This window comes from Caballeronia sp. 11_S32, from assembly GCF_056930355.1.
Genome location: NZ_JBXOWH010000004.1, coordinates 1,560,210 through 1,581,252, shown reverse-complemented (window position 1 = coordinate 1,581,252; position 21,043 = coordinate 1,560,210). Strand labels below are relative to the sequence as shown.

Annotated in this window: 20 protein-coding genes; 7 read left to right on the top strand and 13 right to left on the bottom strand. The window is 64.6% G+C overall.

Features of this window, described 5'->3' with window-relative positions; genetic code table 11:
* Window positions 1-13: 13 nt before the first annotated feature.
* Genes cbbX through fba form a run of 5 tightly spaced genes read left to right on the top strand, consistent with a single transcriptional unit; the run spans window position 14 to window position 6,105 of the window.
* Window positions 14-928 (top strand): CbbX protein, encoded by a 915-nt coding sequence (gene cbbX, locus AC1Z32_RS33455; protein WP_483483095.1) that lies wholly within the window; start codon window positions 14-16, stop codon window positions 926-928.
* 16 nt (window positions 929-944) lie between these two features.
* Window positions 945-2,039: a class 1 fructose-bisphosphatase gene (locus AC1Z32_RS33450; protein ID WP_483483094.1), complete on the top strand. Its 1,095-nt coding sequence runs from the start codon at window positions 945-947 to the stop codon at window positions 2,037-2,039.
* Between the two features lie 48 nt (window positions 2,040-2,087).
* Window positions 2,088-2,960: a phosphoribulokinase gene (locus AC1Z32_RS33445; RefSeq protein WP_483483093.1), complete on the top strand. Its 873-nt coding sequence runs from the start codon at window positions 2,088-2,090 to the stop codon at window positions 2,958-2,960.
* Window positions 2,961-2,995: 35 nt separating this feature from the next.
* Complete coding sequence (gene tkt, locus AC1Z32_RS33440) at window positions 2,996-5,038, top strand: transketolase (protein WP_483483092.1); 2,043 nt, start codon at window positions 2,996-2,998, stop codon at window positions 5,036-5,038.
* A gap of 29 nt (window positions 5,039-5,067) precedes the next feature.
* Window positions 5,068-6,105, top strand: a complete 1,038-nt coding sequence (fba, locus tag AC1Z32_RS33435) for a class II fructose-bisphosphate aldolase (RefSeq protein ID WP_483483091.1) — start codon at window positions 5,068-5,070, stop codon at window positions 6,103-6,105.
* A gap of 40 nt (window positions 6,106-6,145) precedes the next feature.
* Here the strand turns inward: fba and AC1Z32_RS33430 are convergent, their stop codons facing one another.
* Both AC1Z32_RS33430 and AC1Z32_RS33425 read right to left on the bottom strand, forming a co-directional pair.
* Window positions 6,146-6,523 carry a type II toxin-antitoxin system VapC family toxin gene (locus AC1Z32_RS33430; RefSeq protein WP_483483090.1) on the bottom strand — a complete coding sequence of 126 codons (378 nt, stop codon included), beginning with the start codon at window positions 6,521-6,523 and terminating at the stop codon, window positions 6,146-6,148.
* Window positions 6,523-6,768 (bottom strand): type II toxin-antitoxin system Phd/YefM family antitoxin, encoded by a 246-nt coding sequence (locus AC1Z32_RS33425; protein WP_483483089.1) that lies wholly within the window; start codon window positions 6,766-6,768, stop codon window positions 6,523-6,525. Before AC1Z32_RS33425 ends, AC1Z32_RS33430 begins: the two co-directional genes overlap by 1 nt.
* A 100-nt stretch (window positions 6,769-6,868) precedes the next feature.
* Between AC1Z32_RS33425 and AC1Z32_RS33420 the strand changes: the two genes are divergently transcribed.
* Window positions 6,869-7,417, top strand: a complete 549-nt coding sequence (locus AC1Z32_RS33420; RefSeq protein ID WP_483483088.1) for a thioredoxin family protein — start codon at window positions 6,869-6,871, stop codon at window positions 7,415-7,417.
* Here the strand turns inward: AC1Z32_RS33420 and AC1Z32_RS33415 are convergent.
* The 3 genes from AC1Z32_RS33415 to AC1Z32_RS33405 are packed head-to-tail and all read right to left on the bottom strand — an operon-like array spanning window position 7,414 to window position 11,440.
* Window positions 7,414-8,814, bottom strand: coding sequence for a DUF6513 domain-containing protein (locus tag AC1Z32_RS33415; RefSeq protein ID WP_483483087.1), 1,401 nt, complete (start codon window positions 8,812-8,814; stop codon window positions 7,414-7,416). The two genes, AC1Z32_RS33420 and AC1Z32_RS33415, sit on opposite strands and share 4 nt — an antisense overlap.
* Window positions 8,793-9,392 (bottom strand): flavoprotein, encoded by a 600-nt coding sequence (locus AC1Z32_RS33410; RefSeq protein WP_483483086.1) that lies wholly within the window; start codon window positions 9,390-9,392, stop codon window positions 8,793-8,795. Before AC1Z32_RS33410 ends, AC1Z32_RS33415 begins: the two co-directional genes overlap by 22 nt.
* Window positions 9,389-11,440, bottom strand: a complete 2,052-nt coding sequence (locus tag AC1Z32_RS33405; RefSeq protein WP_483483085.1) for a sigma-54-dependent Fis family transcriptional regulator — start codon at window positions 11,438-11,440, stop codon at window positions 9,389-9,391. The genes AC1Z32_RS33410 and AC1Z32_RS33405 overlap by 4 nt, the downstream gene beginning before the upstream one ends.
* 354 nt (window positions 11,441-11,794) lie before the next feature.
* Here AC1Z32_RS33405 and AC1Z32_RS33400 point away from each other — a divergent pair, with 354 nt between their 5' ends.
* Entirely contained in the window at window positions 11,795-12,286 is a 492-nt protein-coding gene (locus AC1Z32_RS33400; RefSeq protein WP_483483375.1) for a dihydroneopterin aldolase, read from the top strand.
* A gap of 957 nt (window positions 12,287-13,243) precedes the next feature.
* Here the strand turns inward: AC1Z32_RS33400 and AC1Z32_RS33395 are convergent.
* The 8 genes from AC1Z32_RS33395 to AC1Z32_RS33360 all read right to left on the bottom strand — a co-directional run bounded on the left by AC1Z32_RS33395 (window position 13,244) and on the right by AC1Z32_RS33360 (window position 20,407).
* The gene (locus AC1Z32_RS33395; protein WP_483483084.1) at window positions 13,244-13,642 is read right to left on the bottom strand and encodes a hypothetical protein; all 399 of its coding nucleotides are present in this window, start codon (window positions 13,640-13,642) and stop codon (window positions 13,244-13,246) included.
* An 85-nt stretch (window positions 13,643-13,727) separates the two neighbouring features.
* Window positions 13,728-14,237 carry a formaldehyde-activating enzyme gene (fae, locus tag AC1Z32_RS33390; RefSeq protein ID WP_483483083.1) on the bottom strand — a complete coding sequence of 170 codons (510 nt, stop codon included), beginning with the start codon at window positions 14,235-14,237 and terminating at the stop codon, window positions 13,728-13,730.
* A 171-nt stretch (window positions 14,238-14,408) separates the two neighbouring features.
* A complete protein-coding gene (locus AC1Z32_RS33385) occupies window positions 14,409-15,281 on the bottom strand; it encodes a triphosphoribosyl-dephospho-CoA synthase (protein WP_483483082.1) in 873 nt (290 codons plus the stop codon).
* On the bottom strand, window positions 15,268-16,206 hold the full coding sequence (locus AC1Z32_RS33380) for an ATP-grasp domain-containing protein (RefSeq protein WP_483483081.1): 939 nt from the start codon (window positions 16,204-16,206) through the stop codon (window positions 15,268-15,270). Before AC1Z32_RS33380 ends, AC1Z32_RS33385 begins: the two co-directional genes overlap by 14 nt.
* Complete coding sequence (mch, locus tag AC1Z32_RS33375; RefSeq protein WP_483483080.1) at window positions 16,203-17,207, bottom strand: methenyltetrahydromethanopterin cyclohydrolase; 1,005 nt, start codon at window positions 17,205-17,207, stop codon at window positions 16,203-16,205. The genes AC1Z32_RS33380 and mch overlap by 4 nt, the downstream gene beginning before the upstream one ends.
* On the bottom strand, window positions 17,204-18,379 hold the full coding sequence (locus AC1Z32_RS33370; RefSeq protein WP_483483079.1) for an ATP-grasp domain-containing protein: 1,176 nt from the start codon (window positions 18,377-18,379) through the stop codon (window positions 17,204-17,206). The genes mch and AC1Z32_RS33370 overlap by 4 nt, the downstream gene beginning before the upstream one ends.
* On the bottom strand, window positions 18,376-19,305 hold the full coding sequence (locus AC1Z32_RS33365; RefSeq protein ID WP_483483078.1) for an NAD(P)-dependent methylenetetrahydromethanopterin dehydrogenase: 930 nt from the start codon (window positions 19,303-19,305) through the stop codon (window positions 18,376-18,378). Before AC1Z32_RS33365 ends, AC1Z32_RS33370 begins: the two co-directional genes overlap by 4 nt.
* A gap of 58 nt (window positions 19,306-19,363) precedes the next feature.
* The gene (locus AC1Z32_RS33360; protein ID WP_483483077.1) at window positions 19,364-20,407 is read right to left on the bottom strand and encodes a beta-ribofuranosylaminobenzene 5'-phosphate synthase family protein; all 1,044 of its coding nucleotides are present in this window, start codon (window positions 20,405-20,407) and stop codon (window positions 19,364-19,366) included.
* Between the last annotated feature and the right edge of the window lie 636 nt (window positions 20,408-21,043).

The window sequence follows — 21,043 nt, the reverse complement described above, 5'->3', positions numbered from 1 at the left end:
AGGAGAAAAGACCATGAGCGCCGAAGCCACGCTCGAAGAAGCACCTCTTCAAACTCATGCCGATCTGATGGCGCTCTACCGCGAATCGCGCATCGGAGAAGTGCTGACGGAGCTGGACCGCGATCTCATCGGTCTCGCGCCAGTCAAGACGCGCATCCGCGAGATCGCCGCGCATCTGCTCGTGGAGCGCGCCCGCGAGACGCTCGGTATCGCGTCGGGTGCGCCCACGCTGCACATGTGCTTCTCGGGCAATCCCGGAACCGGAAAGACCACCGTCGCGCTGCGCATGGCGCAAGTGCTGCACAGGCTCGGCTATATCCGCCGCAATCATCTCGTCTCGGTGACGCGCGACGATCTCGTCGGCCAGTACATCGGCCACACCGCACCCAAAACGCGCGAAGTGCTCAAGCGCGCGATGGGCGGCGTGCTCTTCATCGACGAGGCCTATTACCTGTATCGACCGGAGAATGAGCGCGACTACGGACAGGAAGCCATCGAAATCCTGCTGCAAACAATGGAGAACCAGCGCGACGATCTCGTCGTGATTCTCGCAGGATATGAATCGCGCATGGAGACGTTCTTCCACAGCAATCCAGGCTTCCGGTCGCGCATCGCGCATCACCTCGTGTTTCCGGACTATGCGCCGGACGAGCTCCTGCAGATCGCCGAGCACATGCTCTCCGACATGCACTACCGCTTCGACGACGACGCGCGCCGCGCCTTCGAAGAGTATCTCGCACGGCGCATTCAACAGCCGAACTTCGCCAACGCGCGTTCGGTGCGCAACGCGCTCGACCGCGCGCGCTTGCGTCAGGCGAACCGTCTTTTTGCCGCGGCCGAACGTGGTAGCGGCGCCGCCGATGCCGCCGCGCTGATGCAGCTCGATGCGAGCGATATCCGCGCGAGCCGCGTGTTCACGGATTCATAACGCCAGGGAGAACGCGATGCAGGATGGACGCACGACCTTATCGAAGTTCCTGATCGACACGCTGGACCGCAAGCCCGGGCCGGACGCCGCGAGCGGCCTCTCCGCCTTGCTGATCGACGTAGCCGCATCCATCAAGACGATCGCCGCCGCATTGACGCGGGGCGCGCTCAGCGGACAGCACGGCTCGGCGCAGTCGGTCAACACGCACGGCGAGGAACAAAAGAAGCTCGATCTCGTCACCAACGACATCTTCCTGCAGCACTGCGAGTGGGACGGCCTGCTCGCCGGCATGGTGTCGGAAGAGATGGACGAGGTCTATGCGATTCCCGAGCCGTATCCGCGCGGCGAGTATCTGCTTGCGTTCGATCCGCTCGATGGTTCATCGAACATCGATATCAATGGCGTCGTCGGGTCGATCTTCTCGGTGCTGAGACGCAACGCCGATGAAAACGGCGCACCCGACGATGCATCGTTCCTGCGGCCGGGCCGCGAACAGGTCGCCGCGGGCTACGCGATCTACGGTCCATCGACGATGCTCGTGCTCTCCGTCGGCAACGGCACGCATGGCTTCACGCTCGAGCGCGATGTCGGCAACTTCGTGCTCACGCATTCCGATATCCGCATTCCCGAGGATTCGTGCGAGTTCGCGATCAATGCATCGAACGAGCGCTTCTGGGAGCCGCCGGTGCGCCGCTATGTGCAGGAATGCAAGGACGGCCGCACCGGCTGCCGCGCGCAGGATTTCAACATGCGCTGGATCGCGTCGATGGTCGCGGAAGTGCATCGCATATTGATGCGCGGCGGCGTGTTCATGTATCCGCGCGACTTCAAAACGCCCGAGATGGAAGGCCGTCTGCGCCTGCTTTATGAAGCGAGCCCGATGAGCTTTCTCGTCGAGCAGGCGGGCGGGTTGTCGATCACCGGACGCGAACGCATTCTCGATGTCGAGCCGAAAGCGCTGCATCAACGCGTGCCGGTGATTCTCGGCTCGCGCAATGAAGTCGATCGCATTCAGCGCTACCACGGCGAATACGATCGCGGCGAGGACAAGCCGTTCACGTCGCCGTTGTTCAAGGAACGCTCGCTGTTCCTGCCGGAAACGGAAGCGTGATCTTCACGAAGTGCGCTCACTAGATAAACATCACAGGGAGGCAAGCGCATGTCAGTCAAGCATCCGATCGTCGCGGTGACCGGGTCGAGCGGCGCCGGCACCACCACCGTCATGAAGAGCTTCACGCATATCTTCAGGCGCGAAAAAATCAATGCGCAGATCGTCGAAGGCGATGCGTTCCATCGCTACGATCGTCTCGGCATGCGCGAGGCGATGAAGCAGAGCGAGCGCGATGGTCTCGTCAACTTCAGTCACTTCGGGCCCGAAGCGAATCTGCTGCAAGAGCTCGAAACGCTGTTCGATACCTACGGCGAAACGGGCGGCGGCAAGTTTCGCCATTACGTGCACGATGAAGGCGAAGCCGCGCATTACAAGCAGGACGCGGGCACTTTCACGCCGTGGGAGGACATCACACCGAACACGGACATGATGTTCTACGAAGGCCTGCACGGCGCGGCCGTTACCGACAAGGTGGATATTGCGCGCCATGCGGATCTGCTCGTCGGCGTCGTGCCGATCATCAATCTCGAATGGATTCAGAAGCTGCATCGCGACCAGACGATGCGCGGCTATTCGCATGAGGCGGTGGTCGATACGATCCTGCGCCGCATGCCCGACTACGTGAACTACATCTGTCCGCAGTTCTCGCGCACGCATGTGAATTTTCAGCGCGTGCCGACCGTGGATACGTCGAACCCGTTCACCGCGCGCGAGATTCCGCAGCCCGACGAGAGCTTCGTCGTGATTCGCTTCGCGAAGCCGAAGGGCATCGACTTTCCGTATCTGCTGACGATGCTGCACGATTCATTCATGTCGCGGCCGAATGTGATCGTCGTGCCCGGCGGCAAGATGGGTCTCGCCATGCAGCTCATCTTCACGCCGATGATTCTGCAACTGCGCGACCGGCGCGCGCGCGCCTGAAAGGTTTCTCATCATCGCATCAAAGGAGGCATCTCATGAATGCCGTCGCTGAGGCTTTGCCCCGACTTCATCGCTCACCCGACTCGCGACAGATGGCGAACGCGCTGCGCATGCTCGCCGTCGATGCCGTGAGCCAGGCGAACTCCGGTCATCCCGGCATGCCGATGGGCATGGCGGAGATCGCGGTCGCGCTGTGGAGCCGTCATCTGAAGCACAATCCAACCGATCCCGACTGGCCGGACCGCGACCGCTTCGTGCTGTCCAACGGTCACGGCTCGATGCTGCTCTATGCGCTTTTGCATCTCAGCGGCTATGACGTTTCCATCGACGAGATCAGGCGCTTCCGGCAGATGGGCAGCAAGACGCCGGGACATCCGGAAGTGGGCGTGACGCCCGGCGTCGAAACGACGACCGGGCCGCTCGGCCAGGGACTCACGAATGCAGTAGGCATGGCGCTCGCCGAGGCGCTTTTCGCGCGCGAGTTCAATCGGCCGGGGCATGAGATCGTCGATCACCGCACCTATGTTTTCGTGGGCGATGGCTGTCTGATGGAAGGCGTGTCGCATGAAGCGGCGTCGCTCGCGGGCACCTTGCGGCTGAACAAGCTCACGGTGCTCTATGACGACAACGGCATTTCTATCGATGGCCACGTCGACGGCTGGTTCACCGACGATACGCCGAAGCGCTTCGAATCCTACGGCTGGAACGTGGTGCGCGCGGTCGACGGCCACGATGTCGACGACGTATCGCACGCGTTGCAACTGGCGCGCGAGTCGGATCGCCCGACGCTCATCTGCTGCAAGACGGTGATCGGCCTCGGCGCGCCGAAGATGGCCGGCACGCACGACGTGCACGGCGCGCCGCTGCCCGCCGATGAAATCGAGGCGACGCGCCACGCGCTCGACTGGCCGCATGCGCCTTTCGAGGTTCCATCGTCGATTCGTGCGCTGTGGGACGCGCGCGAGGCGGGCGCGGCGGCGCAGGAGGGCTGGAATCGCCGCATGGACGCGTATCGCCGCGTGTTTCCGGACGAGGCCGCGGAGTTCGAGCGGCGCGTGCGCGGCGCGCTGCCCGCGAACTGGCGCGACACGGCGCATGCGCTCGTGCGCGATGCGGACCGCGCGCGGCAGACGGTCGCGACGCGCAAGGCGTCGCAGCTCGCAATCGAAGGCCTGGCGCGCGCATTGCCCGAACTGCTCGGCGGATCGGCCGACCTGACCGGATCGAACCTCACGCGCTGGAAGGACGCGGTGGATGTGAGCGCGGCGCCGGAGAAAGGCAACTACATCCACTTCGGCGTGCGCGAATTCGGCATGAGCGCGGTGCTGAACGGCGTTGCGTTGCATCGCGGCTATCTTCCGTTCGGCGGGACATTCCTCACGTTCTCCGATTACTCGCGCAACGCGCTGCGCATGGCCGCGCTGATGAAGACGCGCACGGTGTTCGTCTTCACGCACGATTCGATCGGACTCGGCGAGGATGGCCCGACGCATCAGCCGGTCGAGCACGCCGCGACGCTGCGCATGATTCCGGGGCTCGACGTGTGGCGGCCCTGCGATACCGTCGAAACGATGCAGGCGTGGGTAAGCGCAGTCGAGCGCGACCGGCCTTCGTGTCTGTTGCTCTCGCGCCAGAACCTGCCGTTCGTGCCGCGCGATGAAGCGCAGATCGACAGCATCGAGCGCGGCGGCTATGTGCTCGTCGACTGGCCGTCGACTTGCGAGCGCGATGCGCGCCGCGTCGTGCTGATCGCGACAGGTTCGGAAGTGGCGCTCGCGCTCGCGGCCGTCGAGCCGCTGAAGGCGGAGGGCATTCTCGCGCGCGTCGTATCGATGCCGTCGACCACCGTGTTCGACCGTCAATGCAACGCGTGGCGCGAGCGTGTGCTGCCCGTAGGCGTGCCGCGTGTCGCGATAGAAGCGGGCGTTACGGCGTTCTGGCGGCAGTACGTCGGCCTCGATGGCGGCGTGATCGGCATCGACCGCTTCGGCGAGTCCGCGCCCGCGAGCGAACTGTTCGCGCACTTCGGCGTGACGACCGATGCGCTCGTCGATGAAGCGCGCCGCGTGGCAGCCTGAATTTTTGCTACTTGCATGGAGACATCACGATGGCTTTCATCGCATTGAGGCAGTTGCTGGATCACGCGGCGGAGCACGATTACGGCGTGCCCGCGTTCAACGTCAACAACATGGAGCAGGTCCACGCGATCATGCAGGCGGCCGAGGCGACGCGCAGCCCCGTGATCCTTCAGGCGTCGGCGGGCGCGCGCAAGTATGCGGGCGAGCCGTACTTGCGGCATCTGGTGCTCGCCGCCGTGGAGGCGCATCCGGATATTCCGGTGGTGCTGCATCAGGATCACGGCGCGAGCCCGTCCGTGTGCCAGCAGGCGATTCGCTCGGGCTTCACGTCCGTGATGATGGATGGCTCGCTCATGCCCGATCAGAAAACGCCCGCCGATTATGAATACAACGTCGACGTGAGCCGGCGCGTCGTGGAGGCGGCGCATTCGGTGGGTGTGTCGGTGGAGGGCGAGCTGGGCTGTCTCGGGTCGCTGGAGACGGGGCGCGCGGGTGACGAGGATGGTGTGGGCGCTGAAGGCACGTTGGGCCACGACCGCCTGCTGACCGATCCCGACGAGGCCCGCGCGTTTGTCGAGGCAACGGGCATCGATGCGCTCGCGATTGCCATTGGCACATCGCACGGCGCGTACAAGTTCAGCCGCCAGCCGACCGGCGATATCCTCGCGATCGACCGCATTGCGCAGATTCACGAGCGCATTCCGGATACGCATCTCGTGATGCACGGGTCGTCGTCGGTGCCGCAGGAATGGCTCGCGATCATCCGCGAGCATGGCGGCGAGATTCCGGCGACTTTCGGCGTGCCGGTGGAGGAGATTCGGCGCGGCATCGCGAATGGCGTGCGCAAGGTGAATATCGATACGGATATCCGGCTCGCGATGACAGGCGCGATGCGCAGGGCGATGGCGTCGGCGAAGTCGGAGTTCGATCCGCGTCATGCGCTTAAGGCGGCGACGGCGGCGGCGCGGGACTTGTGCATCGAGCGGTTCGAGGCGTTTGGATGCGCGGGGCATGCGGACCGCATCAGACCGATGGGGCTGGAGGCGATGGCGAAGCGGTATCACTGAGGGGAGCGCCGCTCGTGGAGTCGGGGCGGGCGGCGCAGGGTCAAACAGGAATGACGCAAGGATGATAGTGACGAAGCTGCTTGTCGACGGTAAGGAACCGCATCGTTTCGCTGACGGCCTGGGCGACCAGCATCCGATCGAAGGGATCGTAATGCAGCAGCGGCAGGTCCCTTGCCACGAAAGCGTGCTCGAAAGTCACCTTGAGTTCGAGAAAGCCGCTTTGCCGGACTTTTCCAACGACTTTTTCGACGCGCGGCTCGAGTTTTCCACGCGATGCCTTGATCGACAACTCCCAGATGCTTGCACTGCTCACGAAGATCTTTTCTGCGTCGCGCATGCGTTCTCGTGCGTCGCCCGAGAGCCGGCGATCTTCCATCACGCTCCATAGGTAGATATGAGTATCGATCAGCAGACGCATCAGCGTGCCTCGAATGCGGCAAGGACTTCGGCGGGCAGCGGCGCCGCAAGTGCTGCCTCGATGTCGGAAATGTCGCCGAGTTCGTCCTTCAGAAGGCCGAACCTCACGCCTTTATGTGTTCCTACGCAACTGATCGTGTAGACGGGGCCGTTGTCGTCGTCGATATAGATCGTTTCTCCTGCAAGCGCCTGAGTTAGAAGTTGATCGAGATTTGCTTTCGCTTCGTGAATATTGACCGTATGCATGATTCCTCCGTATGACTAAGTAGATTGAACCGATGCTAGCCGGTCTGAACTTCCCCGCCAATATGCCGGACGGCCAATCGAAACAATTGGGAGCTATCTCATGCCCACCGAATCCCCGACCGCGGAACTCGGCGCCACAGCATCCGCATTCGCGCTGCCCGCCACCGACGGCCACACTTACCCGCTCGATTCGCTGAAAGGCGCGAACGGCCTGGTAATCGTATTCATGTGCAACCACTGCCCATACGTGAAGGCCGCGATGCCGAATCTGATTCGCGACGCGCGGGCGCTTACGGAAATCGGCATCAATGTGGCGGGGATCAATTCGAACGACGCGAGCGTCTATACCGACGATGCATTCGACCGCATGATCGCCGTCGCAAAAGAATGGAATCTGCCGTTCCCGTATCTTCACGACGAAACGCAGGACGTCGCGCGAGAATATGGCGCCGTCTGCACGCCGGAATGCTTCGGCTTCGACAGAGCGTTGCGATTGAAGTATCGCGGCAGGATCGATGCCTCCCGCAAGGAAGCCTTGCCCGACGCGCGCCGCGACCTTTTCGAAGCGATGCGCGCGATAGCGGAACACGGCGAAGCGCCCGAAGCGCAGTATCCGGCGCTCGGCTGCTCGATCAAATGGAAGCCCTAGCTCGTCTTTTTTGTGGATCCTGGCGCATGCCACGCCATCAGATCTTCCTCGGGCCGATCGACCTCGCATCCCCAGTCGAGCGGCTGATCCTGATCGAAACGCTTGCCCAGCTGCCACGCGATTTCCGCGCGCGCGAGCTGCACGCCGAGATAGAACGCGTGGCCGCCATCGTTCTCGACCTTGAGCTCGGGATACAGCGCGAAAGGATCGGACGCAACGTGATGCCCCTCGCGGTTATAGACGTGAATCCCGTCCGCCGACACCTGCACGCGGAAATTCGGATCGCGCACCGCGGCGGCGAACACACCGATCTCCGCCGCATCGTAAGGAAACGGCCGCTTCGCATGCAGCGCCGACAGATCGCCGGATATGCCCTTGGGCAGCGTCTGCGTTTCGCGCGCGGCATGCATCACGCGGCGCGCGACATCGGCTTCGCGCACCGCGCGCCGCGCGTGCAGGCTCACCGATGTCGTCAGCACCGCCGCCACGCGCAATTCCGCCGCCATGCCGAACAGCACCGCATTGATGCCGCTCGTGTCCGCCTCGGTCAGCTCGGTCACATTGCCGACGCCCATCATGATTTGCACATCGGGATAGCGCTCGCGCAAGGACACATAACGCGCGATGGACGCCGCGAGGCCGAACGGAATCGGATCGAGGATCGGGTCGGCGAGAAAGGCGCGGCCGCGCTTGGTCATCGCGTCGATCGCGGCATCGAGCGAGGCGACGTCGGCAGGCTCGCGCGGCACGAGTATCGGCGTCGATGCGATCTCGTCCGCGATCCATAGCGTGTCGGCGTTGAGGCTCATCACGTAGTCCGCGCCCGCGCGTCCGCCGCGCACGAGCTCTTCGTCGCGCATCGAATCGACGCTCACGCGATAGCCCTGCGCCTTCAGCATAGCGACCGCATCCTCGAGATGCGGAAACGCCGTCTCGGGCAGGCAGCCGATGTCGATCACATCCGCGCCTTGCCGCTTGTAGTCGCGCGCGCGCGCCGCAATGCCATCGAGATCGAGGCGCGGCGCATCGACGATCTCGGCGAAAATTTCCGTCTCATAGCGCGACAGATCAACATGCCGCGCCTCGCGCCCGAAGAACTGCGGCAGGTCCTTCACTTCCTCGGGACCGCGCTCGACCTTCACGCCGTAATGCGCGGTGAGGGCATCGAGATCGCCGCGGCATCGGCCGGGCACGATCATGCGGCTCGTGCCTTCGGTCAAAGGCACGGCGACGCGCCGACGGATCATATCCGCGGTCATGAGGCCCGCGACCTGCAACCCGATCTCGCGCACTTCCCACGTGAATGGCGACTTCTTCGCGACGGGCGCGACGCTTTCGAGCACCTGCTGCAAGCTGAGCTGGGCGAGCCGTCCGGTCAGGAAGACGATGTGTTCCATGCGAGCTTCAGGTCCGACAGGCGTTGATCGAGCGCGGCTTTCAGATCGTCGAGGGAGCGGGCCACGGTGGTATGCGCGAAGCGCGCGAGCCGCTCGACATTCTCGAACTCGATCGCGCGCGGCCTCACCTCGACCCATTCGTGCGGGGCCTGCGTGATGACACTCGGCGCGGTATCGCATGCGAACACGATGCCCGGCACGCATTGTTTGCCGGCTTGCGCATAGAGGTTGGTGGGTAAGGTATCGGAGATGCCGAACGCGCATTTGGCGACGGTATTGCTCGTCGCGGGCGCGATCACGACCGTGTGATATTCGCCGTTATAGATCATGCCGACGGGCACGCTGCTCGCGCTGTTGTCGCGGAACACCTTGAAGTGCTCGCGCAGCTTCGCGATGGTCCAGCCGTAAAGCGGCAGCACTTCCTCGCCGGCTGAAGAAAGAAAGAGATCGACGCCGGGCAGGCGCAGCGCGAGATCGATCGACTCCTCGATCATGTGACCGGAGCCAGTCACGCACCACGCGAAGCGCGCGTCGGGCTTGAACTCGTCGAGCCGGCGGGCGGGCGTGGGTTGCGTCATGCGTCGGGTGCGTTGGGCGTATCGTGCGACAGGCGAATATGCAGACGATGCATCTTCCGATACAGCGTGTTGCGGCTGATACCGAGCACCTTTGCGACATTGCTCACGTTCCAGCGATGTTCGTCGAGCAATTGCAGCACGGTCTCGCGCTCCTTCACCTGGATCGCGTTGAGCGACGACGTGTCCGCATCGTCGGCGAGATGTGGCGCGGGCGTCATCGGCGCGCGCACGGGGGACTGCGTAACCGGCGCGGCGCCGTTGGCGATCTCCGGCGGCAGATGCGCGCAGCGGATCTCGGGGCCGTCGCAGAGCGCGATCGCCATTTGCAGCACGTGACGCAACTGGCGGATATTGCCCGGCCACGCGTAACTCAAAAGCGCCTGCCGCGCCTCGGCAGAGAGCGCGGGCGGCTCTTCGGATTCCGTTTCGAGAATATGGCCGATGAGCGCGAGCGCATCGGCGCGTTCGCGCAGCGGCGGCAGGTTGATTTCGATACCGTTCAAACGGTAATACAGGTCTTCGCGGAACATGCCGGTCTGCACGAGTTCGGCGAGATTCCGGTGACTCGCGCTGATCAGCTGGAAATCCACCTTCACGGTGGTTTCTGCGCCGAGCGGCGTGACCTCATGCTCTTCAAGCACGCGCAAGAGACGCGCCTGCAACGCGAGCGGCATATCGCCGATTTCATCGAGGAAGAGCGTGCCGCCGTTCGCCTGCACGATCTTGCCGCGCCGGCCTTCACGCTGCGCGCCCGTGAACGCGCCCGCGCGATAGCCGAACAACTCGCTTTCGATCAGATTCTCCGGTAGCGACGCGCAGTTCACCGCGACGAACGCACCGCCGCCGTTCGGGCTGATGCTGTGCAGCGCGTTGGCGAACACTTCCTTGCCGGTGCCCGTCTGGCCGCGCAGGATGATCGGGATCTTGCGCTGGATCACGCGCGCGGCGAGCTGGATCTGCGACGCCATGCGCGGATCGCCGAATTCCAGATGCGAGAGCTTGTCGAGACGTCCGGTGCCCGCGTTGGCGTTCGCATCCTTGCGCGGCAGTTTCGCGCGCGCGGAAGACGCGGATTGCGCGAGGGGATCGTTGAGCAGGATGCGCGTCGCGCCTTTCGTGCCTTCGCGCGGCGTCTGCGCGGTGAGGAAGAAGCGGCTGTTCGCCTTCGCGCTATAGACCGTCACCGGATGGAACGAGCCGCGGATGCTGCGCGCGATCATGTCTTCGAGCGTCGCATTGAACGCTTCCTCGATGCGCTTGCCGCACAACTCGGCGGGCGAGCGCAGATCGAGCTGGAAGAGCGCGCTGCGGCTCGCGGCGAGCACGACGCCTTCGTCGCTGACGGCGAGCTTGCCCGCGTGCAGCGTGCCGACAAATTCCGGCCGGCTGTGGAAGTGGATCATGTTCGCGTGCCGGTAGCGCGCATCGATCAGACGGTTTTCGATCATCTGCCGCGACATGCCGACGAGCACGAGCGAATGCTGCTGCAGGAGCTTCGAGCGGCTCGTCACATCGAGCACGCCGACGACCGTGCCGCGCTCGTCGAAGATCGGCGCGGCCGAGCATGTGAGCGACGTATAGCGCGGATAGAAATGCTCGTGCTGGCACACGGCGATGCAGTCGCGTTCGATGAGGCAGGTGCCCATGCCGTTGGTGCCGGCCTCGCGCTCGCTCCAGAGCGCGCCGACGCGCAGGCCATCGGCGGCGACGGCTTCGCCGAACGGCACCGACGACACCTGATGCACGATGACGCCGTCGGCATCGACGAGCACGACCGCGAGTTCGGGATCGGCGAGCTGCTGATAGAGCGTCGTCATTTCGAGCTTCGAGCACGCAATGAGGTCGGTCGCGGCTTCACGCCGATCGTTCAATTCGTGCTGCGTGAGCACGGGCGGCATCACGAAATGGCCGGGATCGAGCCTGAATTCCGTGAGGCAGCGCAGCCACGACTGCGCGACGGAATCGCTGGCGCGGCGTGCGGCCAGCGGATTATTGACGATGTTCAGCACTTCCCGGACATGCGTGTCTACGTCAGCAAGCGACGACATGGGGGCAAGTCTCCGTGGCGCCGCGTTCCGAAGCGTGCGTACCGCACGCGCTGTCCGACGCCGAATCTGTTGTGTTTTACGCTGGCGCTGCGGCTTCTCCTGCCGGAGTCGACTGTGTGCGATTCCGCTCGCAGGCGCGCCTCGTGGCCGGGCGGTCGGGATTTTCAGGTGCCGTCTGGGACCCGATCCGGCTCGGTTCTCAAAAACTGTACATCCTTAGACGCATTGGTTCAATAAGTAGTGACATAGAGCAGCATGAACGCGCCCGTTTTTTGCTTGCTCCTTACAGATGACTTCGGCGATGGGCGCCGGATTCTTTTCAATAAAGGGCTGCCTTTGGGCGGCGACGAGCGTATGGGCCGATTCGAACCAATCCGCGAAGCTGTGTATGTTGCACCGCAACCTGCCGTCGAGGGGCGCGCGGCGATGGACATCGTGTATATCGAGGGGCTCACGGGGCAGACCGTGATCGGCATAGACAAGAGTGAGCTGCATGACGCGCAGCCGGTGCGTATGAGCCTTGCTATCGGGGTGCCTTCATTGCGGGCCTGCGTGACGGATCGCATCGAGGATACGGTGAATTACGCTGCAGTGCGGGAGGCGATTCATGCGCTGCTCGCGTCGCATGGATTGCAGTTGCTGGAGGCGCTGGCGGAGCGCATCGCGCAGATGGTCATCGCGGATTTTGGGGCTCACTGGGTTCGCGTGGATCTGGCCAAGCCAGCGAAGTTTGATGATGTCGAAGCGGTGGGCGTTGTGATTGAGCGACGACGCGTCGTTGAGGCTCGGGCTGGGGGTAGCCCGGTTAGCCTTGCCTGGATTGGGCGGGGGTATGTGCCGGAGTGATGTTTTTGGTTTTCGCCGGATCCCGTTTTCGCGTCGGTCTATTAGCACTGCCCCTATGCGGGGCGGCAGTCACTTTCTTTGCTGCTGCAAAGAAAGTAACCAAAGAAACAGCTTGTCCCATCCAAAGTACTTCACACCGGCCCCGGCACAGAAGATGGTATGTGGTCCGGCAGTAGCGAGTGCCCTCAAAGGTCTAATCGGGCTTGGACCGCGCACGGTCTGACAAGCTAGAACCTTGAGGGCGCTGGTTCAGCACCAAATAGCTCCGGCACAGCGCTACGCGCTGCCGCTGGGTATGCAAGGGAAACCAAGGGTGGGCGAATGCAGTGAGATGGAAGCGTTAGCAAAGAAGCGCGCGCAGACCTGATTGACCGGTCGGCCGCGCAGCGGGCCGGAGCTATTTGGCGCCTTACCGGTCAGTTGAGTGGTGCGATGTGGCAGACCGTGCGCGATCCAAGCCCGGTTAGGCCTGTGAGGGCACTCGCTACTGCCGGACCACAGCCGTTCTTCTGTGCCGGGGCCGGTGTGAAGTACTTTGGATGGGGATAGCTGTTTCTTTGGTTACTTTCTTTGCAGCAGCAAAGAAAGTGACTGCCGCCCCGCATAGGGGCAACGCTAATAGACCAACACGAAAACAAGTTTCGTGACGGGCATGGCCCGATGTAGCGAGAAGGCAGCGTCCGCTTAAGCTGGGGAAAGCTGTTTCTTTGGCTACTTTCTTTGCAAGCAGCAAAGAAAGTGACTGCCGCCCCGCATAGGGGCAACGCCAATAGACCACTAAAGAAAACAAGTTTCGTGACGCGCATGGCCCGATGTAGCGAGAAGGCAGCGTTCGCTTAAGCTGGGGAAAGCTGTTTCTTTGGCTACTTTCTTTGCAAGCAGCAAAGAAAGTGACTGCCGCCCCGCATAGGGGCAGTGCTAATAGACCGACGCGAAAACGGGATCCGGCGAAACCCCCTATTTCCCCGCAGCCTTCTGCGGAATCCCGCAAGCCTTGAACGCATCCTTCTGGAGGTCGCGGAACCTCTTGGTCTGCGCCTTCGCGCGATCGACCCGAAACTCCGCCCCACCTTCCCCGCCAAGCGTGGCGTATTTAGAAAAAGTCGACTGCTCGACGTAATCGTCATAAGTGAGCACCTGCGCGATCTTGTCGATCGCACAAGAGCACTTGTACACGTTGGCGAAGTCGTGCCCATTCTCGTCCATGCACCCGAGCACATATTCCACGCGCCCTTCGGTCGGATAATTGTGAGTCTTGGCGGGCACAGCGCCCCCGCCCCCACCCGCGGCGAACGAGAGCGGCGAAATCAGCGAGAGGCAGGCGAGCACCGTCAGCGCGCAGCAACGTGGGGTCATGCGATGAGCCTCGAAGTGATCGAAACGAAGTAAGACGCAGGCAGCCGGCACGCGCCACAGAAACCCGCACCGGCCAGGCAAAAAATCAGTCCGGCGAGAACGGATGCGACATCGTTCCCTTCTTCGATACTACCTCGTTCGCCGACGGCTCGCCCGACACCGCGCGCTGAAGCGCTTCCTTTGTCGCCTGATAGTTGAAGTCGTGGATCTTCTGGTCGTCGTCCGCTTCCCAGTGGATGAACACGCCGACGCAAATGAACAGGTCGTCCGCTTCGTCGGCGGGAATGATGCCGCTTTCCACGCTGTCGGCGACCGCCATCGCCACCGCGCGTTGCGCCGGGCCGAACATCTGCACGGCCTGCTTGGCGCCCTTGATCGTCACCTTGTTGAAGAGAATCGTGTTCGGCTTCGTCATCAGATTCGGCGCGACCACGGCGAGCAGCGACGTGAAGCCATCCTTGTTGTTCGTGAGCGCGTGGCAGAACGCGGTCTCGGCAGCGGAGCCTCGCGGTCCGATGATCAAGTCGATGTGTGCGACCTCGTTGCCGTCGCCGATGAGCGACTCTCCCACCATGACGCGGTTGATCTTGGCCATGCTGTTCCTCCAGTGATGTGTGGTTCTAGGGACTAGCGACTTGCTCTCGACTCGCGACGGTCAGACTCAGGTCCGCGCAAGGCTCGCGGTTCCACCGGTTTCCGATGCGACCGCTCAACCGCGAACTTCCTAACATGTTCCGTGCCAATTTCTGGTCCGAGCGGGCAGACTTCATGCGTTCACAGGCGGCGTCACCAGCGCGACGAACAACGTCGCCACCGCGAGGTCCGCGCTCGTGCCGGGATTGATGCCGCGCGCCTTCAGTCCGGCGTCCCACGCATCGAGTTCGGGCGACTGCGCGGCACGTCCCGCCGCGCGCCAGTTCGCGCGATGCAAAGCGGCATCGCGCGTGACACTTTGCGCCACCGCCGCGCCCTGCTTGCGCACAATGTGCGAGTCGGGCCACGTCGCGAGAAAGGCCAGGAACGCGTCGAGCATCGCGCGATGCTCCGTCGCCGGCGTCGTTGCGCCCGCGGCGTCGAGGCCCGCGCCGAAGATATCGGCGAAACCGTTCTCATACTGACGCGCGATGCTGTCGCGATCCGCCGCGAGCATCATCGCCGCGCGCAAGGTCACGGTCGGCGGCGCGTGGACGGGCTGCTCGGGCGCGTCGCCGAGGCCGCCCGGATTGGCGAGCGCGATCGCGCGATAGGCGAGGCGCGCATCTTCGATATCGAGCTCCGCGAGCACGCGCACGGTCGCCGCATGCCAGCGCGATGCGTCGATCGATTCGTCCGGTCCGAAGCTTTCGAGCGCCGCGCACAAGGGCGCCGCGAGCAGCACGATGCCGAGATTCGTGTTGCAGCCGACCGCATCGAAGGTGCGGCGCACGGCATCGAGAATGCGCGCGCCCACGCGTGCGCCCGGCGTGAACAGGCCCGACGCCGCCGTGCCCGCGCTCGCGATGAACTGCGCCGACGTCATGTTGTGCCCCGCGCTCGCGACGCTCACGTTGCCGGGCTTCCTCGTCTCGACATCGAGCCGGCACGCGCGCAGGAACGCGGTGCGCGCGCGCTCGGCGAGCGGCGCGCTAGCGTTGTCCATCGCCGCTGGCGAGCGCGAACCGGCCCTTCGATGCGGGCAGCTTGCGATCGAGCAGATCGTCGACGAGCAGCGTCGCGATATCGAGCGGCGTCACCGATTGCAGGCCGCGCCACGCCGCAACGCCATTCACTTCGAGCACGACCGGCCGCTCGCCGTCCGACGGAATCAGATCGACGCCCGCGTAATCGAGCCCGAGCGCGTCGGTCGCGCGCACGGCGATGTCGGCGAGCGCGGGCGTCAGTTCTGCCGGCTCGCAACGCGCGCCGCGCGCGAAGTTGTGAATCCAGTCCTCGCCGCCGACGCGCTTCATCGCCGCGACGGCCTGCCCGCCGATCACGAGCACGCGCCAGTCGAAGCCCGGCTCGCCCGCATCGACATAACGCTGCAGATACGCGACCTGACTGAAGGGCTCGAGCGACGGCAGGCTCACGCCGGGTTTCTTCAGGCCCTTGCCCTGCGAGCCGAACAGCGGCTTCATCACGACTTCGCGTCCCGCCGCCGCCTCGCGCATCAGCACGCGCTGCGCAAAGGCCGCCGATTCGCCCGCCCATGTCGCGGGCGTCGGCACGCCGTATCGGTTGAGCAGGAAGCTCGTCATCGACTTGTCGACGCTGCGCTCGATCGCGCGCGCATCGTTATAGACGGGCACGCCGCTTTCGCGCAGCGCATGCAGCACGCCGAGCCGCAGCGTGACCTGCTCGAAGGTGCCGCCCGCGATGCCGCGCACGAACACCGCGTCGGGCAGCGTGTGGCCGAAGCCGGGAATCGCGAGACCGTGCGGCTTCCATGTCGTGTCGATGCGGCAATCGGCGAGATCGACGCAACGCGCCTCCACGCCGCGCGCACGGAACGCCTTCCTGAGGCGGCTGGTGTGCCAGCCGGTTTCATCGGTCATGATGGCCACGCGCAAGGTCGGCGGGCTCATGACGCGTCTCCGAGCCATTGCGCATCGAGCAGAGGTTTATCGACCTTGCCGCCGTGATACGTCGCGCCGCTTTCGAGGCTCGACACCCACACTTCGGCGGGCGCGAAGAGCGCCGGGTCGATCTGATAGAAATCGTAGTTGAACGACGTGAAGATGTCCGCGAACGGACGCCCGTAGTCACGCGCATTCGATGACGGCAGTTCGGCCGCGAGGCGCTTCGCGGCCGCATCGCTCTTCACGGTCAGATGCACGCGGCCGCCGTAAAGAATCGCGTCGTTGGTGCGGCCCATCGCCTGGATGCCGTCGGGCGAGGGCGGCGGCAAGGGCGCGCTGCCGCTGCCTTCGACGATCTCGCCCAGATCCACGCCCAGCACGTGCGTCTTGTGCAGCGCAACTTCCACGACGCGCGCAACGACCTGCACCGTGCCCGCCACAGAGTGTGTCGGCGTCACGGCGATCACGAGGTTCGCCGGTTCTAGGCCGCAATCGTTGAGCACCTTGTCGATGACGACCTGCGGCGGCAGACGGTCCACTTCCAGCACGAGCGCGCCGCGATCGCGCCGGTCGCGATAGCCGAGCTCGTCGAAAAGCAGCTCCTTGCACGCGAGCGCGCGCGCCGGGCCCGAGCCGAGCGAAAAGAACTTCTTGCCGCCGGTCTGCTCCTTGGTCGCCGAAAGGCTCCAGCCCGCGTACTGGCTCGCGAGACACGCGAGCACCGGATTGCTCGTATGCACTTCGACGAAGCCCGGCCAGAGCGGCGCGTCATTGAGCGCGACGCGGCGCGCGACGTGCCCGAGCCCGCCCATGCAGATCCGCGCGATCAGGATGCCCGCGTCGGCGCTGCCTTTGGCGTTCACGCCCGCATCGACGATGACGGTGCCGCCGTCCGTGCGCGTGATGTCGACATGAAGGCGCGCGGCATCGTCGATGAGACGCGCGACGAGGCGCTCGCTCGATGCATTGACGCTCACCGCGGCGTCCGCCTGAAAAGTTGAAGTCATGGTCTGGATAAGGTGTCGATGCGTTGCAGAAGGCGCGCGTGCTCGCGGTCCAGCGCGTCGCGCAAGCCGGAGAACGCGGGCGCGGACACGGTCGTCGTGCAGACGGGCTGGCCCGCTTCGATGCGCGCGCCAGGCAGCGGGATGTCGTGGCACGCGGGGTCGCCGAAGCATGCGTCGCTGAAGCCTTGCGACGCGGTGAAGCCTTCATGCGCGAACACCACGCGCTGTCCCGCGTAAAGCGGCGGCGTTTGCGCGAGCGTGCCGAGCGTGTGCGGCAGATCGCCGTCGAGACACGCGTCGAGATGCGCGCCGATCAGGCCGCGCGGCCAGGCCTCGGGCCATGCGGCTTCGTAGAGCGCCATCGTCGAGGATGGGCGCGTGTTGATTTCGAGCACGTCGAAGGCGTCGCCGTCGAGCAGAAAGTCGATGCTGTTCAGGCCTGTGAGATCCGTCCGCCAGACGATTGCGTCGATGGCCGCCACGATGCGCGCCGCGATGTGCGCGGGCAATTGCACGGGCCCGAGCGATCCCGCGTGCACGAAGGGTAGCCGTCCCGCTTCGACCGTCAACTGCTCCGCGAAGCCGATCACCGCCGCCTCGCGATGCGCGGCGAGGAACAGCGCGGACATCGAGCGGCCTTTCGCGAGCCGCTGAAAATACGCGCCGGCGGGCACGCGCTCGATATCGCCGACCCGTTCGATATGCGTGCCGCCGCAGCCGTCCGAGCGCTTGACGAGCCAGCCGTCGCGATCGGCGGGCGGCGCGAAACGCACTTCCGGATGCGCGATATGCGCTTCGTCGAGCAGCGCGAAGAAGCGCCGCGGATCGCGCACCGCCGCCGCCTGCGCGCCGTTGCCGATAAAACGCGGCACGCGCGGCGCGCGCGACAGCTCGGCCGCGAGCGGCTCCAAACCGCTCGTCACGATGAGGCCGAGCATGCGCGGCAGGCGCGCGGCATGTTCGAGCGCATCGTAGAGACGCGTTTTGTCGATAGACAAGCCATTGCCGCCGATATCGAACCACATGCCCGCGTGCTCGCGCGTATCGCGATCGCCGAAGATATCGAGCGCGACGACATTCAGCCCCGCGCGCGCCGCCGACTGCGCGAGCAGCCGCGCCGACAATCCCGCGACGGCGACGCGCGGCGCACGAGAGGCATCGACCGAAATCATGAACTCTGTCCCGCGACGATTGCGCGGGCTTCGTCGAATGCTTCGGGAAAGCCGAGATAAACGGGCTTGCCGCCGGTGCGCATGCGCAGGAAGAGCCGATGCTCGGCCTGATACTTCACGTTGCCGATCGCGAGCGCGCCGATGCCGACCGCGTCCGCGCGCGCCGCGCCCGCGAGCGGCTTGCCGTCGTCCATCACGTTGACGCCCGCGATGCCTTCGGGCGGCACGGCGTTCACGTCGGCGGCGATCAGGAGGTTCTTCGCGTGCGCCAGATCGGCGGAGGTCATCACCTGCACGCCCGCCACCGCCGTCGCGAACACCACTTCCGCGCGCGCGAGTTCGCGATGCAACTGATCCGGCGAACCGGTCGCGACGCCCGAGGTCGCGATATCGAAGCGGCGATTGATCTCGTCGCTCACCTGCGTCGCGCGCGACTGGCTCGAATGGCTCGCCACGGCGACATCCGCGCCGAGCGATGCGGCCATCGCCGCCGCGACCCGGCCGACCGCGCCGGTGCCGCCGAGGATTAGCACGCGCTTGCCGCCGAGATCGACGGAATGCGCGGTGCGCAGATGCTTTTCCGCGAGCGCGACGAGCGCGGCGGCCGTCGTGTACGCCCCGCTCGGGTCGGTGAAGACGGAGACTTCGAAGGGCGGCACCATCGCGTTGCGGGCGCGTTCGAGCATGTCGGCGGCGAGCATCACATCGCGCCCGCCGATGAAGATGCCGGTGCGCGACACGCCCTTCGGCCCGCGCGAGAAGATCGCGTCCTGCGTGAGCTGCACGACGCTGTCTTCGTCGACGTTGCAGTAGGGCACGACGATCTGATAGCCCGCGTCGGCAGCCATGTTCACATCGAACGGGCTCATTTGCGGCGTGCTGGTGAACATGTGCAGGACGTAGGGTCTTTCGGTGGCTTCGGGCATGGCGATGGACTCGTCTGTCGTGTTGATGTCGATTGAATCTGTTCCGTGCGTCTCGCGTTCAGGCCGCGTTCGCGCCGTGATGACGTCGGCCCGCCGCGCGCCATGTCGCGCCGCGATTGCGTCCCGCGGCGATCGTGAACGCGAGCGGCGCGCCTTGCGCGGAGCGTTGCGCGGCGGCGAGCGCGCGTTCGGCGTCCTGCGCGCTCGCGACGAATGCGAAGCCGACCGGCCCCCATGAGGTCTGACCGATGCCCGCTTTTTGCTCGGCCGCGACGGCTTCGAGCGCGCGCGCGACGGCGGGGCTCGCGAACACGCCGCCTTGCACGGGCGCGAAGTATTCGCCGATGGTTTGCTGCAGGTCGCAGATGGCGTCGGCGAAGGTGTCGAAGTCGCTTTCCGCGACGGCGGGCAGGATGCGCAGCAGCACGAGATGGCTGAGATGCGCGGCGAGCGTCGCGGGGAAGGGCGCGAGCGATGCGAGGCCGCGCTTTTCTTCGTCGCCGTGCAGGCCTTCGCGCGAGGTATCGTCGATGAGCAGGATGCGCCACGTTTCGGGGAACGGCTGGCGGGCGATGAGCGGTGGCAGCGTTGTCCTCGACGCGCTGCGTGCATCGCGCCCGCCATCGACGATCAGGCCGCCGTGATCGAAGCCATGTATGCCGATGCCTGAGCGCGCGCCGCGCGCGAGGATGGCTGCGATATCTGCGGTGCTCGCCTCGTGGCCGCGCACGCGGGCGAATGCAGTGCCGAGCGCCAACGCCAGTTGCGTGCCGGAGCCCAGGCCCGTGTGGGCGCGTGGGGTTTCGTGGACCTCGATATCGATCGCCGGGCCTTTGCCTAACGCGGCTTCCAGTTGCCTGAGATGCTGTTCGATGCGCTCGCGCTGGGCTTCGGTTGCTGCGCCTTCGATAATCGCGTTGGACCTTGATGGCGGCGCTTGGCGCGCCGTGATGCGCGTTTCGTGCGCGTCGATGGCGAGGCCCACGCTTCCGAATACGCGGCCCAGCGAGCCGTTCGGATCGATGAAGCCGAGATGCAGGCGCGCAGGCGATTCGACTGTGATCGCCGAAGGCGGCGATATGCGTCCGGGTGTGGTCGGCATCGGGATTTGACTTCCTGTTCGGGCAGATTTTTTCAGGGCCTTGGGGTTAGGCAAATCCTGTACCAGGAAGGGGGGGGTGGGTGGGTCGGTGGTCTTGGGCGGTCGGTTTGCGCTTCTATAGACTGCCTGTTTTCTTAGTGGTCTATTTGCTCTGCCCCTATGCGGGGCGGCAGTCACTTTCTTTGCTGCTGCAAAGAAAGTAACCAAAGAAACAGCTATCCCCATCCAAAGTGCTTCATGCCGGCCCCGGCACAGAAGATGGTATGTGGTCCGGCAGTAGCGAGTGCCCTCAAAGGTCTTATCGGGCTTGGACCGCGCACGGTCTGACAAGCTAGCAATTTAAGGGCACTGGTTCAGCACCAAATAGCTCCGGCACAGCGCTACGCGCTGCCGTTAGGTATACAAGGGAAACCAACCTACCGCGAATGCAGTGAGATGGAGGTGTTAGTAAAGAAGCACGCGCCGACCCGATGGACCGGTCGGCCGCGCAGCGGGCCGGAGCTATTTCGCGCCTTACCGGTCAGTTGAGTGGCGCGATGTGACAGACCGTGCGCGATCCAAGCCCGGTATGGCCTACGAGGGCACTCGCTACTGCCGGACCACTTGCGAAGTTCTGTGCCGGGGCCGGTGTGAAGT

Excerpts from the sequence above, each read along its gene's own strand:
- AC1Z32_RS33415 (WP_483483087.1), bottom strand. The coding sequence starts at position 8,814 with ATGGAACACATCGTCTTCCTGACCGGACGGCTCGCCCAGCTCAGCTTG.
- AC1Z32_RS33360 (WP_483483077.1), bottom strand. The coding sequence starts at position 20,407 with ATGCCGACCACACCCGGACGCATATCGCCGCCTTCGGCGATCACAGTC.
- AC1Z32_RS33395 (WP_483483084.1), bottom strand. The coding sequence starts at position 13,642 with ATGACCCCACGTTGCTGCGCGCTGACGGTGCTCGCCTGCCTCTCGCTG.
- AC1Z32_RS33450 (WP_483483094.1), top strand. The coding sequence starts at position 945 with ATGCAGGATGGACGCACGACCTTATCGAAGTTCCTGATCGACACGCTG.
- AC1Z32_RS33405 (WP_483483085.1), bottom strand. The coding sequence starts at position 11,440 with ATGTCGTCGCTTGCTGACGTAGACACGCATGTCCGGGAAGTGCTGAAC.
- AC1Z32_RS33420 (WP_483483088.1), top strand. The coding sequence starts at position 6,869 with ATGCCCACCGAATCCCCGACCGCGGAACTCGGCGCCACAGCATCCGCA.
- AC1Z32_RS33370 (WP_483483079.1), bottom strand. The coding sequence starts at position 18,379 with ATGATTTCGGTCGATGCCTCTCGTGCGCCGCGCGTCGCCGTCGCGGGA.
- AC1Z32_RS33385 (WP_483483082.1), bottom strand. The coding sequence starts at position 15,281 with ATGGACAACGCTAGCGCGCCGCTCGCCGAGCGCGCGCGCACCGCGTTC.
- fba (WP_483483091.1), top strand. The coding sequence starts at position 5,068 with ATGGCTTTCATCGCATTGAGGCAGTTGCTGGATCACGCGGCGGAGCAC.
- AC1Z32_RS33365 (WP_483483078.1), bottom strand. The coding sequence starts at position 19,305 with ATGCCCGAAGCCACCGAAAGACCCTACGTCCTGCACATGTTCACCAGC.
- AC1Z32_RS33400 (WP_483483375.1), top strand. The coding sequence starts at position 11,795 with ATGGGCCGATTCGAACCAATCCGCGAAGCTGTGTATGTTGCACCGCAA.
- fae (WP_483483083.1), bottom strand. The coding sequence starts at position 14,237 with ATGGCCAAGATCAACCGCGTCATGGTGGGAGAGTCGCTCATCGGCGAC.
- tkt (WP_483483092.1), top strand. The coding sequence starts at position 2,996 with ATGAATGCCGTCGCTGAGGCTTTGCCCCGACTTCATCGCTCACCCGAC.
- AC1Z32_RS33380 (WP_483483081.1), bottom strand. The coding sequence starts at position 16,206 with ATGAGCCCGCCGACCTTGCGCGTGGCCATCATGACCGATGAAACCGGC.
- AC1Z32_RS33410 (WP_483483086.1), bottom strand. The coding sequence starts at position 9,392 with ATGACGCAACCCACGCCCGCCCGCCGGCTCGACGAGTTCAAGCCCGAC.
- mch (WP_483483080.1), bottom strand. The coding sequence starts at position 17,207 with ATGACTTCAACTTTTCAGGCGGACGCCGCGGTGAGCGTCAATGCATCG.
- AC1Z32_RS33445 (WP_483483093.1), top strand. The coding sequence starts at position 2,088 with ATGTCAGTCAAGCATCCGATCGTCGCGGTGACCGGGTCGAGCGGCGCC.
- cbbX (WP_483483095.1), top strand. The coding sequence starts at position 14 with ATGAGCGCCGAAGCCACGCTCGAAGAAGCACCTCTTCAAACTCATGCC.
- AC1Z32_RS33425 (WP_483483089.1), bottom strand. The coding sequence starts at position 6,768 with ATGCATACGGTCAATATTCACGAAGCGAAAGCAAATCTCGATCAACTT.
- AC1Z32_RS33430 (WP_483483090.1), bottom strand. The coding sequence starts at position 6,523 with ATGCGTCTGCTGATCGATACTCATATCTACCTATGGAGCGTGATGGAA.